Annotated in this window: 15 protein-coding genes; 2 read left to right on the top strand and 13 right to left on the bottom strand. The window is 64.2% G+C overall.

Translation table 11 applies throughout. The features are described from left to right. Nucleotides 1-8: 8 nt before the first annotated feature. Nucleotides 9-707 (bottom strand): CoA transferase subunit A, encoded by a 699-nt coding sequence (locus ACNANG_RS22690; protein ID WP_420224908.1) that lies wholly within the window; start codon nucleotides 705-707, stop codon nucleotides 9-11. A 149-nt stretch (nucleotides 708-856) separates the two neighbouring features. Between ACNANG_RS22690 and ACNANG_RS22685 the strand changes: the two genes are divergently transcribed. After that, nucleotides 857-2509, top strand: coding sequence for an electron transfer flavoprotein-ubiquinone oxidoreductase (locus tag ACNANG_RS22685; protein WP_420224907.1), 1653 nt, complete (start codon nucleotides 857-859; stop codon nucleotides 2507-2509). A gap of 153 nt (nucleotides 2510-2662) precedes the next feature. Here ACNANG_RS22685 and ACNANG_RS22680 read toward each other — a convergent pair whose 3' ends face one another. From ACNANG_RS22680 to ACNANG_RS22645, 8 genes are all read right to left on the bottom strand, one after another. Further along, nucleotides 2663-3514: a heme ABC transporter ATP-binding protein gene (locus ACNANG_RS22680; RefSeq protein WP_420224906.1), complete on the bottom strand. Its 852-nt coding sequence runs from the start codon at nucleotides 3512-3514 to the stop codon at nucleotides 2663-2665. A gap of 3 nt (nucleotides 3515-3517) precedes the next feature. Next, nucleotides 3518-4534 carry a FecCD family ABC transporter permease gene (locus ACNANG_RS22675; RefSeq protein WP_420224905.1) on the bottom strand — a complete coding sequence of 339 codons (1017 nt, stop codon included), beginning with the start codon at nucleotides 4532-4534 and terminating at the stop codon, nucleotides 3518-3520. A gap of 85 nt (nucleotides 4535-4619) precedes the next feature. Then, nucleotides 4620-5468: a heme/hemin ABC transporter substrate-binding protein gene (locus ACNANG_RS22670; protein WP_420224904.1), complete on the bottom strand. Its 849-nt coding sequence runs from the start codon at nucleotides 5466-5468 to the stop codon at nucleotides 4620-4622. A gap of 231 nt (nucleotides 5469-5699) precedes the next feature. Continuing rightward, nucleotides 5700-6227, bottom strand: coding sequence for a biliverdin-producing heme oxygenase (locus tag ACNANG_RS22665; RefSeq protein ID WP_420224903.1), 528 nt, complete (start codon nucleotides 6225-6227; stop codon nucleotides 5700-5702). A 123-nt stretch (nucleotides 6228-6350) separates the two neighbouring features. Further along, nucleotides 6351-7328: a TonB-dependent receptor domain-containing protein gene (locus ACNANG_RS22660; protein ID WP_420224902.1), complete on the bottom strand. Its 978-nt coding sequence runs from the start codon at nucleotides 7326-7328 to the stop codon at nucleotides 6351-6353. Continuing rightward, a complete protein-coding gene (locus ACNANG_RS22655) occupies nucleotides 7325-8893 on the bottom strand; it encodes a TonB-dependent receptor plug domain-containing protein (RefSeq protein WP_420224901.1) in 1569 nt (522 codons plus the stop codon). Before ACNANG_RS22655 ends, ACNANG_RS22660 begins: the two co-directional genes overlap by 4 nt. Before the next feature lie 73 nt (nucleotides 8894-8966). After that, on the bottom strand, nucleotides 8967-9995 hold the full coding sequence (locus tag ACNANG_RS22650; protein WP_420224900.1) for a FecR domain-containing protein: 1029 nt from the start codon (nucleotides 9993-9995) through the stop codon (nucleotides 8967-8969). Next, nucleotides 9992-10543, bottom strand: a complete 552-nt coding sequence (locus tag ACNANG_RS22645) for a sigma-70 family RNA polymerase sigma factor (RefSeq protein WP_420224899.1) — start codon at nucleotides 10541-10543, stop codon at nucleotides 9992-9994. The genes ACNANG_RS22650 and ACNANG_RS22645 overlap by 4 nt, the downstream gene beginning before the upstream one ends. Before the next feature lie 305 nt (nucleotides 10544-10848). Between ACNANG_RS22645 and ACNANG_RS22640 the strand changes: the two genes are divergently transcribed. Then, complete coding sequence (locus ACNANG_RS22640) at nucleotides 10849-13026, top strand: malate synthase G (protein ID WP_420224898.1); 2178 nt, start codon at nucleotides 10849-10851, stop codon at nucleotides 13024-13026. Nucleotides 13027-13161: 135 nt separating this feature from the next. Here the strand turns inward: ACNANG_RS22640 and ACNANG_RS22635 are convergent, their stop codons facing one another. The 4 genes from ACNANG_RS22635 to ACNANG_RS22620 all read right to left on the bottom strand — a co-directional run bounded on the left by ACNANG_RS22635 (nucleotide 13162) and on the right by ACNANG_RS22620 (nucleotide 17383). Then, nucleotides 13162-13788, bottom strand: coding sequence for an NUDIX domain-containing protein (locus ACNANG_RS22635; protein ID WP_420224897.1), 627 nt, complete (start codon nucleotides 13786-13788; stop codon nucleotides 13162-13164). Further along, a complete protein-coding gene (locus tag ACNANG_RS22630; protein WP_420224896.1) occupies nucleotides 13785-14105 on the bottom strand; it encodes a DUF2818 family protein in 321 nt (106 codons plus the stop codon). The genes ACNANG_RS22635 and ACNANG_RS22630 overlap by 4 nt, the downstream gene beginning before the upstream one ends. A 288-nt stretch (nucleotides 14106-14393) precedes the next feature. Continuing rightward, nucleotides 14394-15875, bottom strand: coding sequence for an NADH-quinone oxidoreductase subunit NuoN (gene nuoN, locus ACNANG_RS22625; protein ID WP_420224895.1), 1482 nt, complete (start codon nucleotides 15873-15875; stop codon nucleotides 14394-14396). Nucleotides 15876-15895: 20 nt separating this feature from the next. Then, a complete protein-coding gene (locus ACNANG_RS22620) occupies nucleotides 15896-17383 on the bottom strand; it encodes an NADH-quinone oxidoreductase subunit M (RefSeq protein WP_420224894.1) in 1488 nt (495 codons plus the stop codon). Nucleotides 17384-17389 lie beyond the last annotated feature (6 nt).

The raw sequence follows: 17389 nt of genomic DNA, 5'->3' as shown, positions 1-17389 counted from the left end.
TCGTCTCCTTATGCGGGGCGCGTCGTGCGCTGCTCGATGCGTTTTTCAGGGGTGGCGTTCAACACGATGCGATGGATGAAGATGCCGGGCAGATGGATCTGGTCGGGATCGAGTTCACCCACGTCGACGATCTTTTCGACTTCCGCCACAGTGATCTTGCCCGCCATGGCCACGTTCGGGTTGAAGTTGCGGGCCGTCTTGTTGAAGATCAGGTTGCCGCTTCTGTCGGCCACCATGGCCTTGACCAGCGACACGTCAGGCACCAGCGCACGTTCCATCACGTAGGTCTGGCCGTCGAATTCGCGCGTTTCCTTGCCTTCGGCGATCATCGTGCCCACGCCGGTTGCGGTAAAGAAGGCCGGGATGCCCGAGCCGCCCGCCCGCAGCTTTTCGGCAAGCGTCCCCTGGGGCGTGAATTCGATTTCCAGCTCGCCCGCCAGGTATTGCCGTTCGAATTCCTTGTTTTCGCCCACGTACGAGGCGATCATCTTGCGAATCTGCCGAGTCGCCAGCAGCTTGCCCAGACCGACATTGTCGATGCCCGCATTGTTGCTGATGCAGGTCAACTGGCTGACGCCGGAATCGCGCAGCGCGTCGATGAGCGCTTCGGGAATCCCGCACAGGCCAAAGCCGCCCACCCCGATGGTCTGGCCATCGCGCACGATGTCGAGCAGCGCGTCTCTGGCGCTCGCATAGACTTTATTCATTGATCTTTTTCCTCGTTGACTGCTGGTTTCAGCGTGATCGTACGTGAACGCCTAAAATACAATCCGAGAATAATACTTCCAACCTATTGGTGACGGAACCGCCATCCGGCCTTGCGGCCCGTCGCCCGCCCACGCGGAGCACTTTCCTCATGCAAGAGATTGAACGCGAGTCGATGGAATACGACGTCGTCATCGTTGGCGGCGGCCCTGCCGGACTTTCCACCGCGATTCGCCTGAAACAACTCGCGGCCGAGACCGGCCGCGAGATCGGTGTCTGTGTGCTGGAAAAAGGTGGCGAGATTGGCGCCCACATCCTGTCGGGTGCGGTCATGGATCCACGCGCGCTGACCGAACTGATTCCCGATTGGAAAGAAAAAGGCGCCCCGCTGACGGTGCCCGTGACCGAAGACCGCTTCCTGTTCCTGTCGGATACCGGCGCAAAAGCCACTCCGTCGTGGATGCTGCCGCCCTGTTTCCATAACGACGGCAACTATATCGTCAGCCTCGGCAAGGTCACCCGCTGGCTGGGCGAACAGGCCGAAGGTCTCGGTGTCGACATCTTTCCGGGGTTTGCCGCGGCCGAGATCCTTTACAACGACGACGAGTCGGTCAAGGGCGTGGCCACCGGCAACATGGGCGTGGGCCGCGACGGCGAACCCACCGACCAGTTCCAGCCCGGCATGGAACTGCACGCCCGCTATACGATCTTTTCGGAAGGCTCGCGCGGCCATCTGGGCCGCCAGTTGATGGAACGGTTCAAGCTGGCTGACGGCAAGGATCCGCAAAGCTATGGCATCGGCATCAAGGAACTGTGGGAAATCGATCCGGCCAAGCACAAGCCCGGTCTGGTGATCCACACCGCCGGCTGGCCATTGGAAAGCGACACCTACGGCGGGTCTTTCCTGTACCACCAGGAAGACAACAAGGTCGCCATCGGACTGATCGTCGGGCTGGATTACGCCAATCCCTACCTGTCGCCGTTCGAAGAATTCCAGCGTTTCAAGACGCACCCGACGATCCGAGCCTTCCTGGAAGGCGGCAAGCGCATTTCGTATGGCGCGCGGTCGATCACGGCGGGCGGGCTGCTGTCCTTGCCCAAGCTGGTGTTCCCGGGCGGCGCCATGGTCGGCTGTGAAGCCGGCTTCATGAACGCATCGCGCATCAAGGGCAGCCATGCCGCGATCAAGTCCGGCATGCTGGCCGCGCAGGCCGCCTTCGACGCCGTGGTGGCCGATCGCCGCCACGATGAACTGACGGCCTACCCGGCGGCGTTCGAAGCCTCGTGGTTGTTCGAAGAACTGAACAAGGCGCGCAACTTCAAGCAGTGGTTCAAGAAGGGCCGCACCATTGCCACCCTGATGACGGGTATCGAACAACTGGTGTTCCGCGGCAATATGCCCTGGACCATTCATCGGACCAAACCCGACCACGTGTACCTGAAACCGGCCAGCGAATGCACGCCGATCGCGTACCCCAAGCCGGATGGCAAGCTGACCTTCGATCGCCTGGGCTCGGTGTTCATTTCAAACACCAATCACGAGGAAGACGAGCCGGTCCATCTGACATTGAAGGATCCGACCGTACCGACGCGTATCAATCTGCCGACCTACGCCGGGCCCGAAGGCCGCTACTGCCCTGCGGGCGTGTATGAATACGTGAAAGACGACGCCGGCGCCGACAAGCTGCAGATCAACGCGCAGAACTGCGTGCACTGCAAGACCTGCGACATCAAGGATCCAACACAAAATATCGTGTGGGTCACGCCGCAGGGTGGCGAAGGGCCGGTGTACACCGAAATGTAAGCGCCGGGTCACAGCTAGACCTCACTCGACCGGCAGCCATGCTGTCAGGATGGCGGCGAAGGTGACGCCGTCGGGTGTGGCGTGCTGAAGATCCGATCATGAAAAGCCACCCTTCGCCTAGCAGAGTGTCGCTTTTCGCCCGCGTTGAACCGCTTATGCCTGGCCCGCCCATGGCCGTGTCGCCACCAGCAATCCGCTGTCTGCATCAACATCCAGACGGGCGGCATCGACGGCGAAGCAATGCTGCACGAACGACCGCGTCAGGACATCGCGCGGCGTGCCGTCCGCGGCGATCATGCCGTCCAAAAGCGCGACAACTCTGTCGCCATACTGTCCGGCCAGATTCATGTCGTGCATCGTGATCACCACGCCCGTGCCGGTCCGGTGCGCAAAGTCGCGCACCACGGTGCAGACGGCGTGCTGATGGTGCGGATCCAGGCTGGCGCAGGGTTCGTCCAGCAGCAACAGGTTGCGGGGCGGCGGCATGGTGCCGGCATCCGCCAGGGCCTCCGGCCAGATCTGCGCCAGCACCCGCGCCAAATGCACCCTGGCCTGCTCGCCACCCGACAGTTCGGTCATCGAACGATGGGCCAGATGGTCCACGCCCGCGGCGGTGGCGGCCTCATTGATGATGCGAGCGATCGTGGCGTGCGATCCGGTCCGCGCCAGGCATCCCAGCCGGATGACTTCCTGGACCGTGAATGGCAGGCTGAGTCCGGCACGTTGGGGCAGGACGGCGCGGCGCTGGGCAAGGATCTTCCGGTGCCACGACGCGAGGGGCTTGCCGTCAAAGTCGATGTGGCCCGATGCCGGAGCCAGGTCGCCTGATACGGCGGCCAGCAAGGTGGATTTGCCGGCGCCATTCAGGCCGATCAGCATGACCAGTTCGCCCGGCGCGACACTTAACGAAACGTCGCGCACCGCGGGGCGGTCGACTCCGCCGCGCTGCCGGCGATGCACGGTCAAACCGTCAAGGCGAAGCACCGGTGTCTCGACTGCCGTCATCGTTCAGCCCTCCATCATCCGGCCCTTGCCGCGCAGCAGCAACGCCAGGAAGAACGGGGCGCCGATCAGCGCCGTCAGCACACCGATCGGCATCTCGGCGGGCGCAACGAGCGTGCGCGCCATTACGTCGGCTCCGACCGTCAACGCGGCGCCTAACAAGGCGGATCCGGGCATCACCACGCGGGCGTCCGGCCCGGCGATCAGCCGGATGCAATGCGGCGCGACGAGACCGATAAAGCCGATCATGCCGCAGAAGGCGACCGCCAAGCCGACCGCCAGCGCGCTGAAAATGATGGACAAGGTCTTGAGCCGATCGACATGGACTCCAAGATGACGCGCTTCGGCCTCGCCCAGCGCCATGGCATTCAAGCCGACCCGCATCCGCCACATGCCAGACAACGCAATGGCACCCCCAGCGGCGACCACGCCTGCCACCGGCCATGACGCCGCCGCCAGGCTGCCCAGATTCCAGAACGTCATGCTGCGCAACTGTTCGTCGGTCGCCACATAACTTGCCAGTCCGATCAGGGCAAAGGCGATCGCATTGAGCGCGATGCCCGCCAGCAGCATGGCGGCAACCGACACACCCATGGACGTCCGGCCAATGCGATACACCAGCAAGGTGGTGACCACGCCGCCCACAAACGCGGCCAGCGGATACAGCGCCAGACCGAGGTGTGCGGCAAGGCCAGGCCACCACAGATTGCCGAACACGATCGTCAGTGCCACGGCCAGCGCGGCACCGCTCGATACACCAATCAGCCCCGGATCGGCCAAAGGATTGCGGAACAGGCTTTGCATCGTCGCGCCGGCCATGCCCAGCAACGCGCCGATGGCTGCGCCCAGCACGACGCGCGGCAGCCGGATGGTCCACAGCACACCCATCTGCTGCGGGTCGAAGCCGCCATCGGACACGCCCAGCTTGCTCAAAACGATGGCCGCGACCTGCGACGGCGAGATGGGATAGGCGCCGCGCCCTGCCGCCATGACCAGAAGAGCGATCAGCAGCGCCGCAAGCACGGTGAACAGGGCCGGCGGGGCACCCTTCCCGGCCCACGTGTGCCGGGAGACGCATGCATCGGCGCTCGCGTCTGCAGGATGGCCATCAGCGAGGACTGGCGGCAGACGCGGCAGGCTGCGTCATCGATTGGACCGCACCTTGCCCCGGTCCACCCACCGCTTGCAGCAGACCCTGATGCAGCGTCTCGACCGCCTCGGGCAGCCGCGGGCCAAAGCCCAGCAGCAAGACGATGTCGAAGCTGCGAACCGCGCCGCTGCGCCCCGCCGGCGTCATCGCGACGCCCGGCAACGCCTTCAAGGCGTCCGTGTCGCCCGGTTTGAGCGTGCCGTCGTAGGTGCCGATGATGACGTCGGGTGCGGTCTGCGCAAGCGCTTCGGCCGACAGTGGTTTATAGCCTTCGAACGCCTCGTTGAACGCATTGCGCGCACCCGCCAGACGCAAGATGGCATCCGCGCCCGTGCCCCTGCCCGCGGCTACGACCGTTGGACCATGCCGCATCAGGAAGGCCACGGACGCGATCTTGCCCGACTCGGTGCGGGGCGGCCTGCCGTCCACCTGCGCCATCACATCGGCCCAACGCGCGGCCAGCGCGCGCGACAGTTTCTCCCCTTCATCGAGCCGGCCGGTGGCGCTGGCCACCTGTCCTATCCGTTGCAGCAGCCCTTCGAACGAATACGCGCCATCCACGCGGACCACGGTTACGCCGGCCGCGGCGACCTGGGCCAGCACGGCCGGCGGCCCGGCGTCCTGACTGGCCAGCAGCACTTGAGGCGCCAGGGACATGACGCCTTCCGCAGTCAAGGTCCGCTGGTAGCCCACCTTGGGCAAGGCCTGCGCCACGGCCGGGTACAGACTGCTCGTATCGACGCCCACCAGTTGCGCCTGGGCGCCCAGGGCGTAGACGATCTCCGTGGTACCCGCGCCAACGGACACCAGGCGGGGACGCGCGGAGCTAACGGTGACATTTGCCGAAGATGACGGCGTCGCGGTCGTGGCAGCCTGCGCAGCAGACACAGGTAGCAGGCCGGTAGCCCCCACCGCCGCCACGAAGCGTGACAGTAATGTGGCGCCGGGAACCACAGCAGGCAGAACGGACGCCATCCGCATCACGCGGCGACGTCCCGGGCAAGCGGCCGAAGCAGGCATCCACCGCATCGCCTCCCCCTACGCCGCAAGACCGAAACTGCGCCGCAGCAGTTCGGCAAACCGGTGGAAGGCCTGACGCGCGCCTTCCACGACGCGGTCTTCGTCATCGGCCGACAGGTCGTTGTGATCAAGGACCAGCACGAAGCGTTTCCACGCAGCCCCCCGCCCCCCTTCCGGCGCGGCCAGGTTGCGCGCCCCGACGGTCTCGCTCAACCCCAGGCGCGCCGCCGCTTCCTTGAACAGGAACGCCGCACCCAACTTGGACCCTTCCGACACATACAGCCAGCCCAGCCCCTCTTCCAGGGCCAGCCGGGCCGCGGCCGGCGCATCGGCGGCGTCAGGCACCACGACACCCAGGTCCTGCAAGTCCAGCGCAGCCGCGGCCAGACGCGGGCGGGACGGCAGATCCGGAATCATCGCCTGCAGGCGCGCATCGTCATACAGCGACTCGATGTCCCGCTGGAACAGATACTGGGTCAGCACGAAGCGTCCATAGTTGTCGCGGCTGTCGAAAGGCTTGGTGGACATCACCAACTGATCGAGCATGTCATGCAGCCTGGCGGTTTCGGCCTTGAGCCGCTGCGACAGGGTCAGCGTCGCTTCGGCAACGGCGCCGCGGGATGCATCGGTAGTGGGGGGACGACATGGAAGGGCTCTGCATGGGTAGATTCAAAATCGTTTGCTGACACTGAGGCGTGCATCGCGGCCAACGCCTGTCACGGCTTCGCTAAGGTACGGCATGTAATTGCGGTTGAACACGTTGTCGATCGTGAGCCGTGCTTCCAGCCCGTCCAGCGGCCCTTGGTCGACACGCCACGTCAGGAACAGGCTGTGCAAGCCATATCCGGCGCTGGGTGGCAGCCGATAATAGTTGCCTAGCGGCAGCACACGATCCTGCCTTGCCACGAACTTGCCGCGCCAGCCGATTGCCAGCCTTGTCTCGGGAATCTTGACCCCGGCGGACACGATCAGTTTATCGGCTGCCTGTGTCGCTACCACTTCGTCGGGGCCCCACGGATCGTTCTGACTGCCGCGTCGATGTCCGCGCTGCATCGATGCCGACAGGCTGGCAAAGAAGCGGCGGCTGTCGTAGAAGGATTCAAGTTCGACGCCGCGTGTCCGGTAGCCGCTCAGGTTGCGGTAGTTCGACAGGCCCGGCGGGGACACATTGTCGCCGCCCCGCACGTAGCCGTCATAGAGGATACCGCGTCGCAGATTGATCGCGTCAGTCACATTGTGATGAAACGCGGTCAGGCGGATGACGGCGCTGTCGTCGGCGCCCAGGATGCCCTGGGTGGTGAAGACCGCGCCGCCCCGGAGTGCATTGACGCGCTCGCGCTCCAGGCCGCGGCTGGTGCCCGGCACGCTGCTGCACGCGGCAGCCGTGGCGCACCCTTGGACCGTATAACTTTCGTCGATCAGCGGCGCGCGCCACGTCCGGCTGACGTCGCTGAATAACGCCACCCGCGGCGTGGCTTTCCAGAACATTCCGACACGCGGCGACCATCCGGTGTAGGTCACGCCGCGGTAGTCATGGCCGGCCACCGGTAGCGGGCTGTTGTAGCGCGGGGCGACATTCGGCTGGCCTTCGGTGTCGACCCGGTCAAAACGCGACGCCACGGTCACGGTGACGTCGCGAAAGGTCATCGCGTCCTGCGCGTAGGCAGACGCGGTCCGCTGCCCCCTTCGGGCATGTAGTAAGGCTGGAAATACCCATAGTTGTAGCTTGCGTCGCGAACGCTTGCCTTGTAGTGCATCAACGTGTCGCGATCGTTTCTATGATACTGGCCCCCCAATGTCAGCAGATGCTCCACCGGCCCCCACTTGAACGCGCTTTCGTTGCGCACTTCCGCAAGCTGATCACGGTATCCCACCCAGCTTTCGCTGCCCAGCGTGCCCAGGAACCCGGTGGACGCCGATGCGGTCCGGACGTCATGCTGGGTCGTCTTGGAATAGGCATACGACGCCGTCAGATTCACGAGCGGATTGCTGGCTGGCGCATAACGCCACTTGATCGAATAGGTGTCATCGTCCTGATCCCGAAACAGCACCTTGCGGCGCCAGGCTTCGTCGTAGCCATATCGCGCGATCTCGGCGGCCGTCGGCGCCGCCACGTCTTCACCCAGCGCCGCAAAGGGGTGCCACCCATTGCTGCGGCCACGCATCGCCGACAGGGTCAGGTGCTGGTCCGCCGCAATGCGGGCGTTGACCTTGAACAGACCCGACAGCATGTCGCTGGACGAAAACCGGAAGGGATCGCCATCCGGCTTGCGCAGGTCTCCGGAATGCCGGTCCGTGACGAAGGCCAGCACGTCGACGGCGCTGCCGGGGGTCCGCCCATACACCGACGCGGTCCGGATGTTCTCGTGATTGTTCGTGTGACGGCTGTACTTCAGGAAGCCGCCCACGTTCTCACCCGCGCGCAGCAGGTCGGTCGCATCCTTGGTCTCGATCGCAATCACGCCGCCAAAGCCGCCATTGCCGTACAAGGTCGTGTGCGGACCCTTGTTCACGTCGATGCGCTTGATCAGTTCAGGTTCGATGAACACGGTGCCCTGCCGGTATTTGTCGAAGCCCTTGGGCGCGCCGTCGACGATGACCTTCACGTCCTGCACTTTGTTGAAGCCCCAGACGTTGATGGCCTGGCCGCCCGGGCGCGGCGACCCCGACATGTCCACGCCTGGCAGGTTGTCGATCAAGGACGCCAGATTGCCGGCCTGTTCGACCTCGATCTGCTCGGCGTTCAATGACGACCTGCCTACCGACTCCGCATCGATGCGCTGGCCAATCACGGGCACGATGGGCAAGGCCATGACGTTACCGGGAGCAGAACGCGCCGGCGCACGGCTCGGCGCGGGCGCCGGTTTGAGCGCATAGGTGCCCAGGCGCGTGCGGTCCAGCGCCAACCCCGTGCCGCGCAGAGCCTGCGTCATGGCATCGGGAGCGAGGTAGCGGCCTTGTACCGGCGACGCGCGCTTGCCTTCCGTCTGGTCGGGCGTCAGCGCCAGCGTAAGCCCGGCCTGCGCGGCGATCTGATTGAGCGTGTCGGCCAGCGCACCGCCCGGCAAGGCGTAGTCGCGTTCCGAAGCGGGCGCGTCGGCCTGCGCCAACGCGAGCGGCGCCGTCAGCCATGCCGGCGACAGGGTCATGTGCAAGGCCAGGACCAGCGTACGCGGTCGCAAGACGCCGCGTGGAGTAGGCAGAACAGTCATGATGAATCATCGATAAGAGAGTGATACCCGTCTTACCGAACGACCCACCGAAAAGTGACAGAGGAAGATGCATTTATTTTTCGGTCCTGCCAGAGGACGTGGGGGACCCGGCGCGTTCCCCTGACAGGCCGTGCGTTGCGGGACCGGCGCGTTCTGCCGGTCCGATATGGGTCCAGCCCGGCACAGGCTTCGCAAGCCGCACCTTCAGGGCCTGCGCCATGGCCGCCAGGGCCAGGTCCGTATCGGCCAGCGCATAACTGCCGCTGACCGGCAGGGCGGCAATGGAGGGATCCACCGTGACCGCACTGCTGCGGTAGCGCGCGACCCTGCGCACGAATTCGCCCAGCGGCATGCGGTCGGCAACCAGCATGCCGTGCGTCCAGGCGTCGGACTGCGCAGGGGCGCGGCCCGATGCGGTGACGGCGCCAAAAGCATCGACGCGCATGTGGTCGCCGGCCTGAATGACGCGTTCGCTGTCGAGGATGGCCACCGCGACCGCTGACCGGAGTACCGTCACGTCAGTGGCGCCATCTTCGCTGCGTACCGTGAAATACGTGCCCAAGGGCCGTACTCGTGTCTCATCGGTCTGCACCGAGAATGCCTTCGCGTCGCCATGGGCGGTCTCGACCGCAATCGCGCCCGCACGCAGCACTATGGTCCTCGACACCGCGTCTTCTTGCACGTCAAATGCCGTCCGGGTATCCATGCGGACCCGCGTACCGCCGGCCAGCACCACCACGCGCGCTTCACCCGTGGCCGTCGCGTATGCGGCCATCCAGCCTGAAACAGGAACCCACCGATGCGCCATGCCGCCACCGCAGACCAGCACGAGCAGGCCCGCCGCCACGGTACTGGCGTTGACGACGCGACCCACGCGCCCTGCCCGGCCTTGCCGGTGCAGCACCCGGCCTGCCGCCGCGTCCAGCCTTGCACACTGCCGATCGATCGCCCGCAGCCGCTCCCAGGCTTGCGCGTGCCGCGCGTCGGACGCCAGCCATGCGGTCCAGGCCCGCTGCTGCCGGGCGGACGGGTCGGCCTCGATCCGCAGCAGCCACGCGATCGCCTGGTCAACCACATCGGAGGGCGCGTGGGCTTCGCTCATGGCTGCGTCTCCAGCGACGCGTCATACAGGGTTCGTAGCGCCTGAGCCAGATACTGACGCACCCGCGACACCGACACCTTCAGCGCACCGGCGATTTCCGCATGCGTCAGCCCATCGATCCGGCTGAACAGGAACGCGGCGCGCGCCTTGGCCGACAGCCTTGCAAGCCACCGGTCCACCTCCCGCAAGGACTGCAGAGTGTCAGCCATGGCTTCGGCAGACGGCACCACCGACGGGTCGGCGCACGCCAGTTCGGCCAGATAGGCCTGCTCCAGCGCATGACGCCGGAAATGGTCGATCAGCAAGCCCTTGGCAATCGCCGACAGCAAGGCCCGCGGCTGCGACAGATCCAGCGTTGCACGCCGCGCAACCACCCGGACGAACGCGTCGTGCGCAAGGTCTTCCGCCTCGTGCCGATCCGACAGGCGACGATGGAACCAAGACGTGAGCCACGTCCGGTGCGCGCGATACAACTCCCCAACGTCGCCGCCCGCGTTTCCTCCACCCCCGGCACCGCCACGGCCTGTCGCCCACTCCGCTCGAATCATCGCTCTTTCGCTCCCCACCCGGCCAGGCTGTCGTCCGACACAGCCGTAAACGACAATGATACTCATTATCATACGCTTCGTCAGGGAGGGGATCATAGGTGAAGTCACGCACACGGCTACCGCGAACTGCCGCCAACGTGAAAGGCCGTCCCCACTTCCCACGCAAAAGACTAGTGACCGCAATAGACGGTATCGGACGCCCGCCGGGACCTTCCGGGCGTTTATGATCATCGGTAGCGAAAACGTCCGGGCGCTGCACCGGACACGCCCGACTTCCTTACCCAAGAATGTGTGGAGAACTCCCAATGACTGAACGCATCGCCCGCCACGGCCTCCAGGTAGCCTCGCTGCTGGATCGTTTCATCGAACAGGAAGCCCTCAAGGATTCCGGCCTGGACAGCGACACCTTCTGGCAGGGCTTCTCCCGCCTGGTCCACGACCTGGCGCCGAAGAACCGCGCGTTGCTCAAAGAACGCGACCGTCTGCAAGCCGACATCGATACCTGGCATCAGGCGCACCCGGGCCCCATCACCGACATGGCAGCCTATCGCAGCTTCCTGGAAAGCATCGGCTATCTGCAGGCCCGGCCGGCCACCGTCAAGGCCAGCACCCGCAACGTCGATACCGAAATCGCCGAACAGGCCGGCCCGCAGCTGGTGGTGCCGGTCTCGAACCAGCGTTACGCCCTGAACGCGGCCAACGCCCGATGGGGCAGCCTGTATGACGCCCTGTATGGCACCGACGCGCTGCCCGATACCGACGGCGCGGAACGTGGCGCCGGCTACAACCCCAAGCGCGGCCAGGCCGTCATCGCACGTGCCCGCGCCTTCCTGGACCAGGCTGCGCCGCTGGCGGGCGGCTCGCACGCCAACGCTACCTCGTACACGGTCAGCAACGGCGCTTTGCAAGTCGGCCTGGGCGACAAGACCACGGGTCTGCAAGACCCGTCCCTATTCCGCGGGTACCAAGGCGATGCGTCCGCCCCGACCGCCCTGCTGCTGCGCCATAACGGCCTGCACTTCGAGATCCAGATCGACAAGACGGATTCCATCGGCAGCACCGACAAGGCCGGCGTCAAGGACGTGCTGATGGAAGCCGCCCTGACGACCATCATGGACTTCGAAGACTCCATCGCCGCGGTCGACACCGAAGACAAGGTGCACGTGTACCGCAACTGGCTGGGCCTGAACCTGGGCACGCTGACCGAAGAAGTCAGCAAGGGCGGCAAAAGCTTCACTCGCCGCCTGAACGCCGATCGCACCTACACCGGCGCCGATGGCAAGGAACTGACGCTGCATGGCCGCTCGCTCATGTTCGTGCGCCACGTCGGCCACCTGATGACCAACCCGGCGATTCTGGACAAGGACGGCCTGGAGATCCCCGAAGGCATCATGGACGGCGTGGTGGCTACCCTCGCCTCGCTGCCCGACCTGAAGCGCAAGCAGAACTCGCGCGCCGGATCGTTCTATGTCGTGAAGCCCAAGATGCACGGCCCCGCCGAGGTGGCCTTTGCAAATGAACTCTTCGACCGCATCGAAGACCTGCTCGGCCTGCCGCGTCACACCATGAAGATGGGCATTATGGACGAGGAACGCCGCACCAGCGTCAACCTCAAGGCCTGCATCGCCGCCGCCAGCGAACGCGTCGCCTTCATCAACACCGGTTTCCTGGACCGCACCGGCGACGAGATGCATACGGCCATGGAAGCGGGGCCCATGATGCGCAAGGGCGACATGAAGGCATCCGCATGGATCGCTGCCTACGAGCGCAGCAACGTCCTGATCGGCCTGGACGCCGGCCTGCGCGGCCGCGCACAGATCGGCAAAGGCATGTGGGCCATGCCCGACCTGATGGCTGCCATGCTCGAACAGAAAATTGCGCACCCCAAGGCCGGCGCCAACACCGCCTGGGTCCCCTCGCCCACCGCCGCCACACTGCACGCGCTGCATTACCACCAGATCGACGTGCAGGCCGTCCAGCAGGAACTGGAGAAGACCCGCCTGGCCGACGTGGACGACCAGTTGCTGGAAGGTCTGCTGACCGTGCCGATCGGCGACCCGTCCAAGTGGTCCGCCGCCGACATCAAGCAGGAACTGGAGAACAACGCCCAAGGCATCCTGGGCTACGTGGTCCGCTGGATCGACCAGGGCGTTGGCTGCTCCAAGGTGCCCGACATCCACAATATCGGCCTGATGGAAGACCGCGCCACGCTGCGTATTTCCAGCCAGCACATCGCCAACTGGCTGCGCCACGGCGTCACGACCGAGGCGGAAGTGAAGGAAGTGATGAAGCGCATGGCCAAGGTGGTGGATCAGCAAAACGCGAACGATCCGCTGTATGAACCCATGTCAGGCAATGAGGAGACGTCGCTGGCGTTCAGGGCAGCGAGTGCGCTGGTGTTTGAAGGATTGGCGCAGCCTAACGGCTATACGGAACCGCTGCTGCATCGCTTCCGGTTGGAGCAGAAGGCGGCGCGGGGGTAATCAGACGGCCCAGGCGCTAACGCCCTGCGGATAGCCTGGGCGGCAGCGTCCCGGCTACTGCGCATCGACCGTGGCTAAAAAATGCCGCAGGGGCGTGAGCCGCTGCGGCATTTGTTATTGGTCAAGCGCGGCGCCCTAGCCGCCTGATGAATCTGGCGTTCCTTTGACAGGCACCTGATCTCCCCTGCCCTCACGAAACTTCTCGACAAAGAACGCCGAGATGATCGTCTTTACGTCGGTGACCAGGCCCGCCGCAATCCATGACAGCAGCTCTTCCAGCGTGGCCGTGAACACCTCGACGAACTCGTTCTCGTCCAGTTTCTGCTCGCCCGCCTCGATTCCCTCGGCCATGAACAGAATGATCCGTTCATCGCAGTAGGCAATGGCATTGTGGATGGTGGTCAGCTCGGTCCACTCGCCACCGTGATACCCGGTCTCTTCCAGCAATTCCCGCTGCGCGGTGGCCAGGGGTGCTTCGCCCTTGTCGATCTTGCCCGCCGGGAATTCCACGAACGCGCGGTGCATGGGGTAGCGGTACTGCTTGACCAACACCAGGCGACCATCGGGCAGGACCGGCACGATAGCCGCCGCACCTGGGTGGTGGAAGTGTTCACGCGTGGCCGTGGCGCCGTTGGGCAGCTGGGCGGTGTCGCGCCAGACGTCCAGCAGCTTGCCCTTGAACACGGATTCGCTGGTCAGCGTCGCTTCTTTCATGCGCGCCGACGCGGCGTCCAGATCCTTGCGCAGTTCGTCTGCCGTCATGCGACCCTCTTTCTCATCAAGTACCGGTGTACGAAGCCGGGAAACGCCAGCACCAGGAACAGCACGAAGGTAATGGCGTAGAACTGCCATCCTTGCGGAAAGACGTTGCCCAGGCTGGCTTCGAAGCCGCGCCCGATCAAGCCGACCAGCAGGTACAGCACCACCAGTTCGACAAAGCGCAGCCAGAATGGCTTAGCAACGATCGCGCCCGCGCGGCGGTATGGCAGCACGGCGAACAGGCGTTCGGTAAGGAAGGGAAGGTTCGCGCCGACCAGCGCAAGGAACACAAGAACGTAGATGGCGAGCGTTTGTTTCAAGAGCGAGCACCACCTTGCAGGGAAGCCTGAGGGGTAACGCGTCGCAGTGGACGGACGCAGTACCGGTTCAGGCGGGCCTTGATAAGCGTCAGGCTCCAGAAAAAGGATTCCGGAGCCTGGACTCATGACTTCACAACTCCAACACGTCGGAACTACGGAAAGTCAGAACCTTGGAGGTCCAGAAGCGCGTACGTTCAAAACCGCTGAAACTCAAACCGCGGACGCTCAGAACGCTGAAGCCCAAACCCGCAGAAGCTCAAACCCGTTGAGGCTCAGAATTGCACACGCTCAAAACTTCAGCGACGTGGAGACCGCCTGGACGCACAGTGCCATCAGCGGCGCGGGCAGCACGCCCAGCACCAGCATCAGGGCGCCGTTGACTGACAGCACCGACTTGAAGCCTATCGATGCCACGATAGGCGAGTTGTCGGTCGGTTCGTCGAAGTACATGGTCTTGACGACACGCAGGTAGTAGTAGCCGCCAATCAGCGAGAACACCACGGCCGTGATCGCCAGGCCGATCTGGCCGATGCCCACGAGGGACTGCAGGATCGACAGCTTCGCGTAGAAGCCCACGGTGGGCGGCACGCCGGCCAGCGAGAACATCAGCAGCAGCATGATCAGGGCGTACCAGGGATTGCGACGGTTCAGGCCAGCCAGATCCTTGATGTCATCGCATTCGAAACCGGCACGCGAGAGCAGCATGATGATGCCGAACGAACCCAGCGTGGTCAGCACATAGATGACCACATAGAACATGGCCGAGCTGTAGGCGTTGTTCGCGTTCGCGGCGTTACCGTCGACGATGCCCGACATCAAGCCCAGCAGCACGAAGCCCATGTGCGAGATGGTCGAGTACGCCAGCATTCGCTTCAGGCTGGTCTGCGCAATCGCGGCCAGGTTTCCGATCGCCAGCGAGGCGACGGCCATGATGGCCAGCATCGGCTGCCAGCTGGCCCACAGGTCGCCCAGGCCTTCGACCAGCAGACGCAGGATGATGACGAATGCAGCCAACTTGGGACCACCGCCCAGCAGCAACGTGACCGGCGTCGGTGCGCCCTGGTACACGTCAGGCACCCACATATGGAACGGGACCACGCCCAGCTTGAACGCCAGACCCGCGACCAGGAACACCAGACCGAAGACCATGATCATGCGGTCCTGGTTCTGGTCGGCCACGGCGCGCGCAATGCCATCCAGCGTCAGGGTGCCGGTCGATCCGTAGATCATCGACATGCCGTACAGCAGGAAGCCCGAGGCCAGTGCACCCAGCACGAAGTACTTCATGGCGGCTTCGGTCGATACCTGGTGTTCGCGGCGCAAGGCAACCAGCGCGTAGAACGACAGCGACATCAGTTCCAGGCCCAGGTAGATCGTCAGCATGTTGCCGGCCGAGATCATGATCATCTGGCCAAGCAGCGCCAGCAGCGACAGCACATACAGTTCGCCGCCGCGCAGCATGCCGCGCAGATGCGCATAGCCGCGGCCATAGATCAGGGTCACGCCCACCGCGATGTACGAAAACACCTTGAGCACGTGCCCGATGCTGTCGGCGACATACAGGGAACCGAACGCCGTCCCCTGCACGCCGGAGATCAGCTCCGACAGGCTCAACCAGGTCAACGCCGCAAGCGTCGTCAACGACAGGTAGTGCGTGAGTTTGCGCTCCTCGTCCTTGCTGAAGGCGTCGATCAGCAAAATCGCAGACGTCAGCACCAGGAGAAGCATCTCCGGCATGACGAGGGGCAGGTTCAGATTGGCAAAGTCCATTGCGTTAAGCGTCCCGCGACTTACAGTTTTGAAACAGCGACATGCTTGAGCAGCGCATCGACCGAGACGTGCATCACATCGGTGAAGGGTGCCGGATAGATACCCATGTACAGCACGGCGATGGCCATGATCGCCAGGATCGCGAATTCACGACGGTTCAGATCGGTCAGCGTCCGCACGTGATCATTGGCGATCGGGCCATAGATCACCCGCTTGACCATCCACAGCGAGTACGACGCGCCAAGGATCAGTGCCGTGGCGGCCAGCAGGCCGATCCAGAAGTTGTATTCCACGGCGCCCATGATCACGAAGAACTCGCCCACGAAACCGCTGGTGGCCGGCAGGCCGCTGTTGGCCATCGAGAACAGCACGAAGAACACGGCGAAACGCGGCATCACGTTGACCACACCACCGTAGTCGGCAATCTGGCGCGAGTGCATGCGGTCATACAGGACACCGATACACAGGAACATGGCGCCCGACACGAAACCGTGCGAGATCATCTGGACGATCGCGCCTTCGGTACCGGCGGTGTTGAACATGAAGAAGCCCAGGGTCACGAAGCCCATGTGGGCAACCGACGAGTACGCCACCAGTTTCTTCATGTCGGACTGCACCAGCGCGACCAGGCCGATGTAGATCACGGCGATCAGCGACAGGACGATCATGAATCCCGACAGGCTGTGCGACGCATCCGGCACGATCGGCAGCGACAGACGCAGGAAGCCATAGGCGCCCAGCTTCAGCATGATCGCGGCCAGCACCACCGAACCGCCGGTAGGCGCTTCGACGTGGGCGTCGGGCAGCCAGGTGTGCACCGGCCACATCGGCACCTTGACGGCGAACGCCATCAGGAAGGCGATGAAGATCAGGATCTGTTCGGTGTAGCCCAGGGGCAGCTTCTGCCACGTCTGGATGTCGAACGAACCGCCCGACGCATGCCAGAGATAGACGAAGGCCACCAGCATGAGCAACGAGCCCATGAACGTGTACAGGAAGAACTTGATGGCCGCATACACCCGGTTCGGACCGCCCCACACACCCACGATGATGAACATCGGGATCAGCGTGGCTTCGAAGAAGATGTAGAACAGCAGACCGTCCAGCGCAACGAACACGCCGATCATCAGTCCCGACAGGAACAGGAAGGCGCCCATGTACTGCGCCACGCGGTCGGTGATGACTTCCCACCCTGCCAGCACCACGATGACCGTGATGAAAGCGGTAAGCGGGACCAGCCACATCGAAATGCCGTCGATGCCCAGGTGATAGTAGATGCCGAACTGGGCGACCCACGCGGTGTTCTCGACGAACTGCATGTCGGCCGTGCCGGCGTTGAAGCCCGCGATCAACGGAAGCGTGACGATCAGCCCGGCGATCGAGCCGATCAGCGCCAGGACGCGCGAGACGTTCGGATTGTGTTCACGGCCAGTGGCCAGGACCAGCAGCCCGAACACGATCGGCGTAAAGATCGCAAGCGTGAGCCACGGAAGAGAAGATTGAGCCATGTCGCT

It is taken from the genome of Pigmentiphaga litoralis (assembly GCF_048632615.1).
GTDB classification, from domain to species: domain Bacteria; phylum Pseudomonadota; class Gammaproteobacteria; order Burkholderiales; family Burkholderiaceae_B; genus Pigmentiphaga; species Pigmentiphaga litoralis_B.
This window is presented reverse-complemented; position numbering and strand designations above follow the sequence as displayed.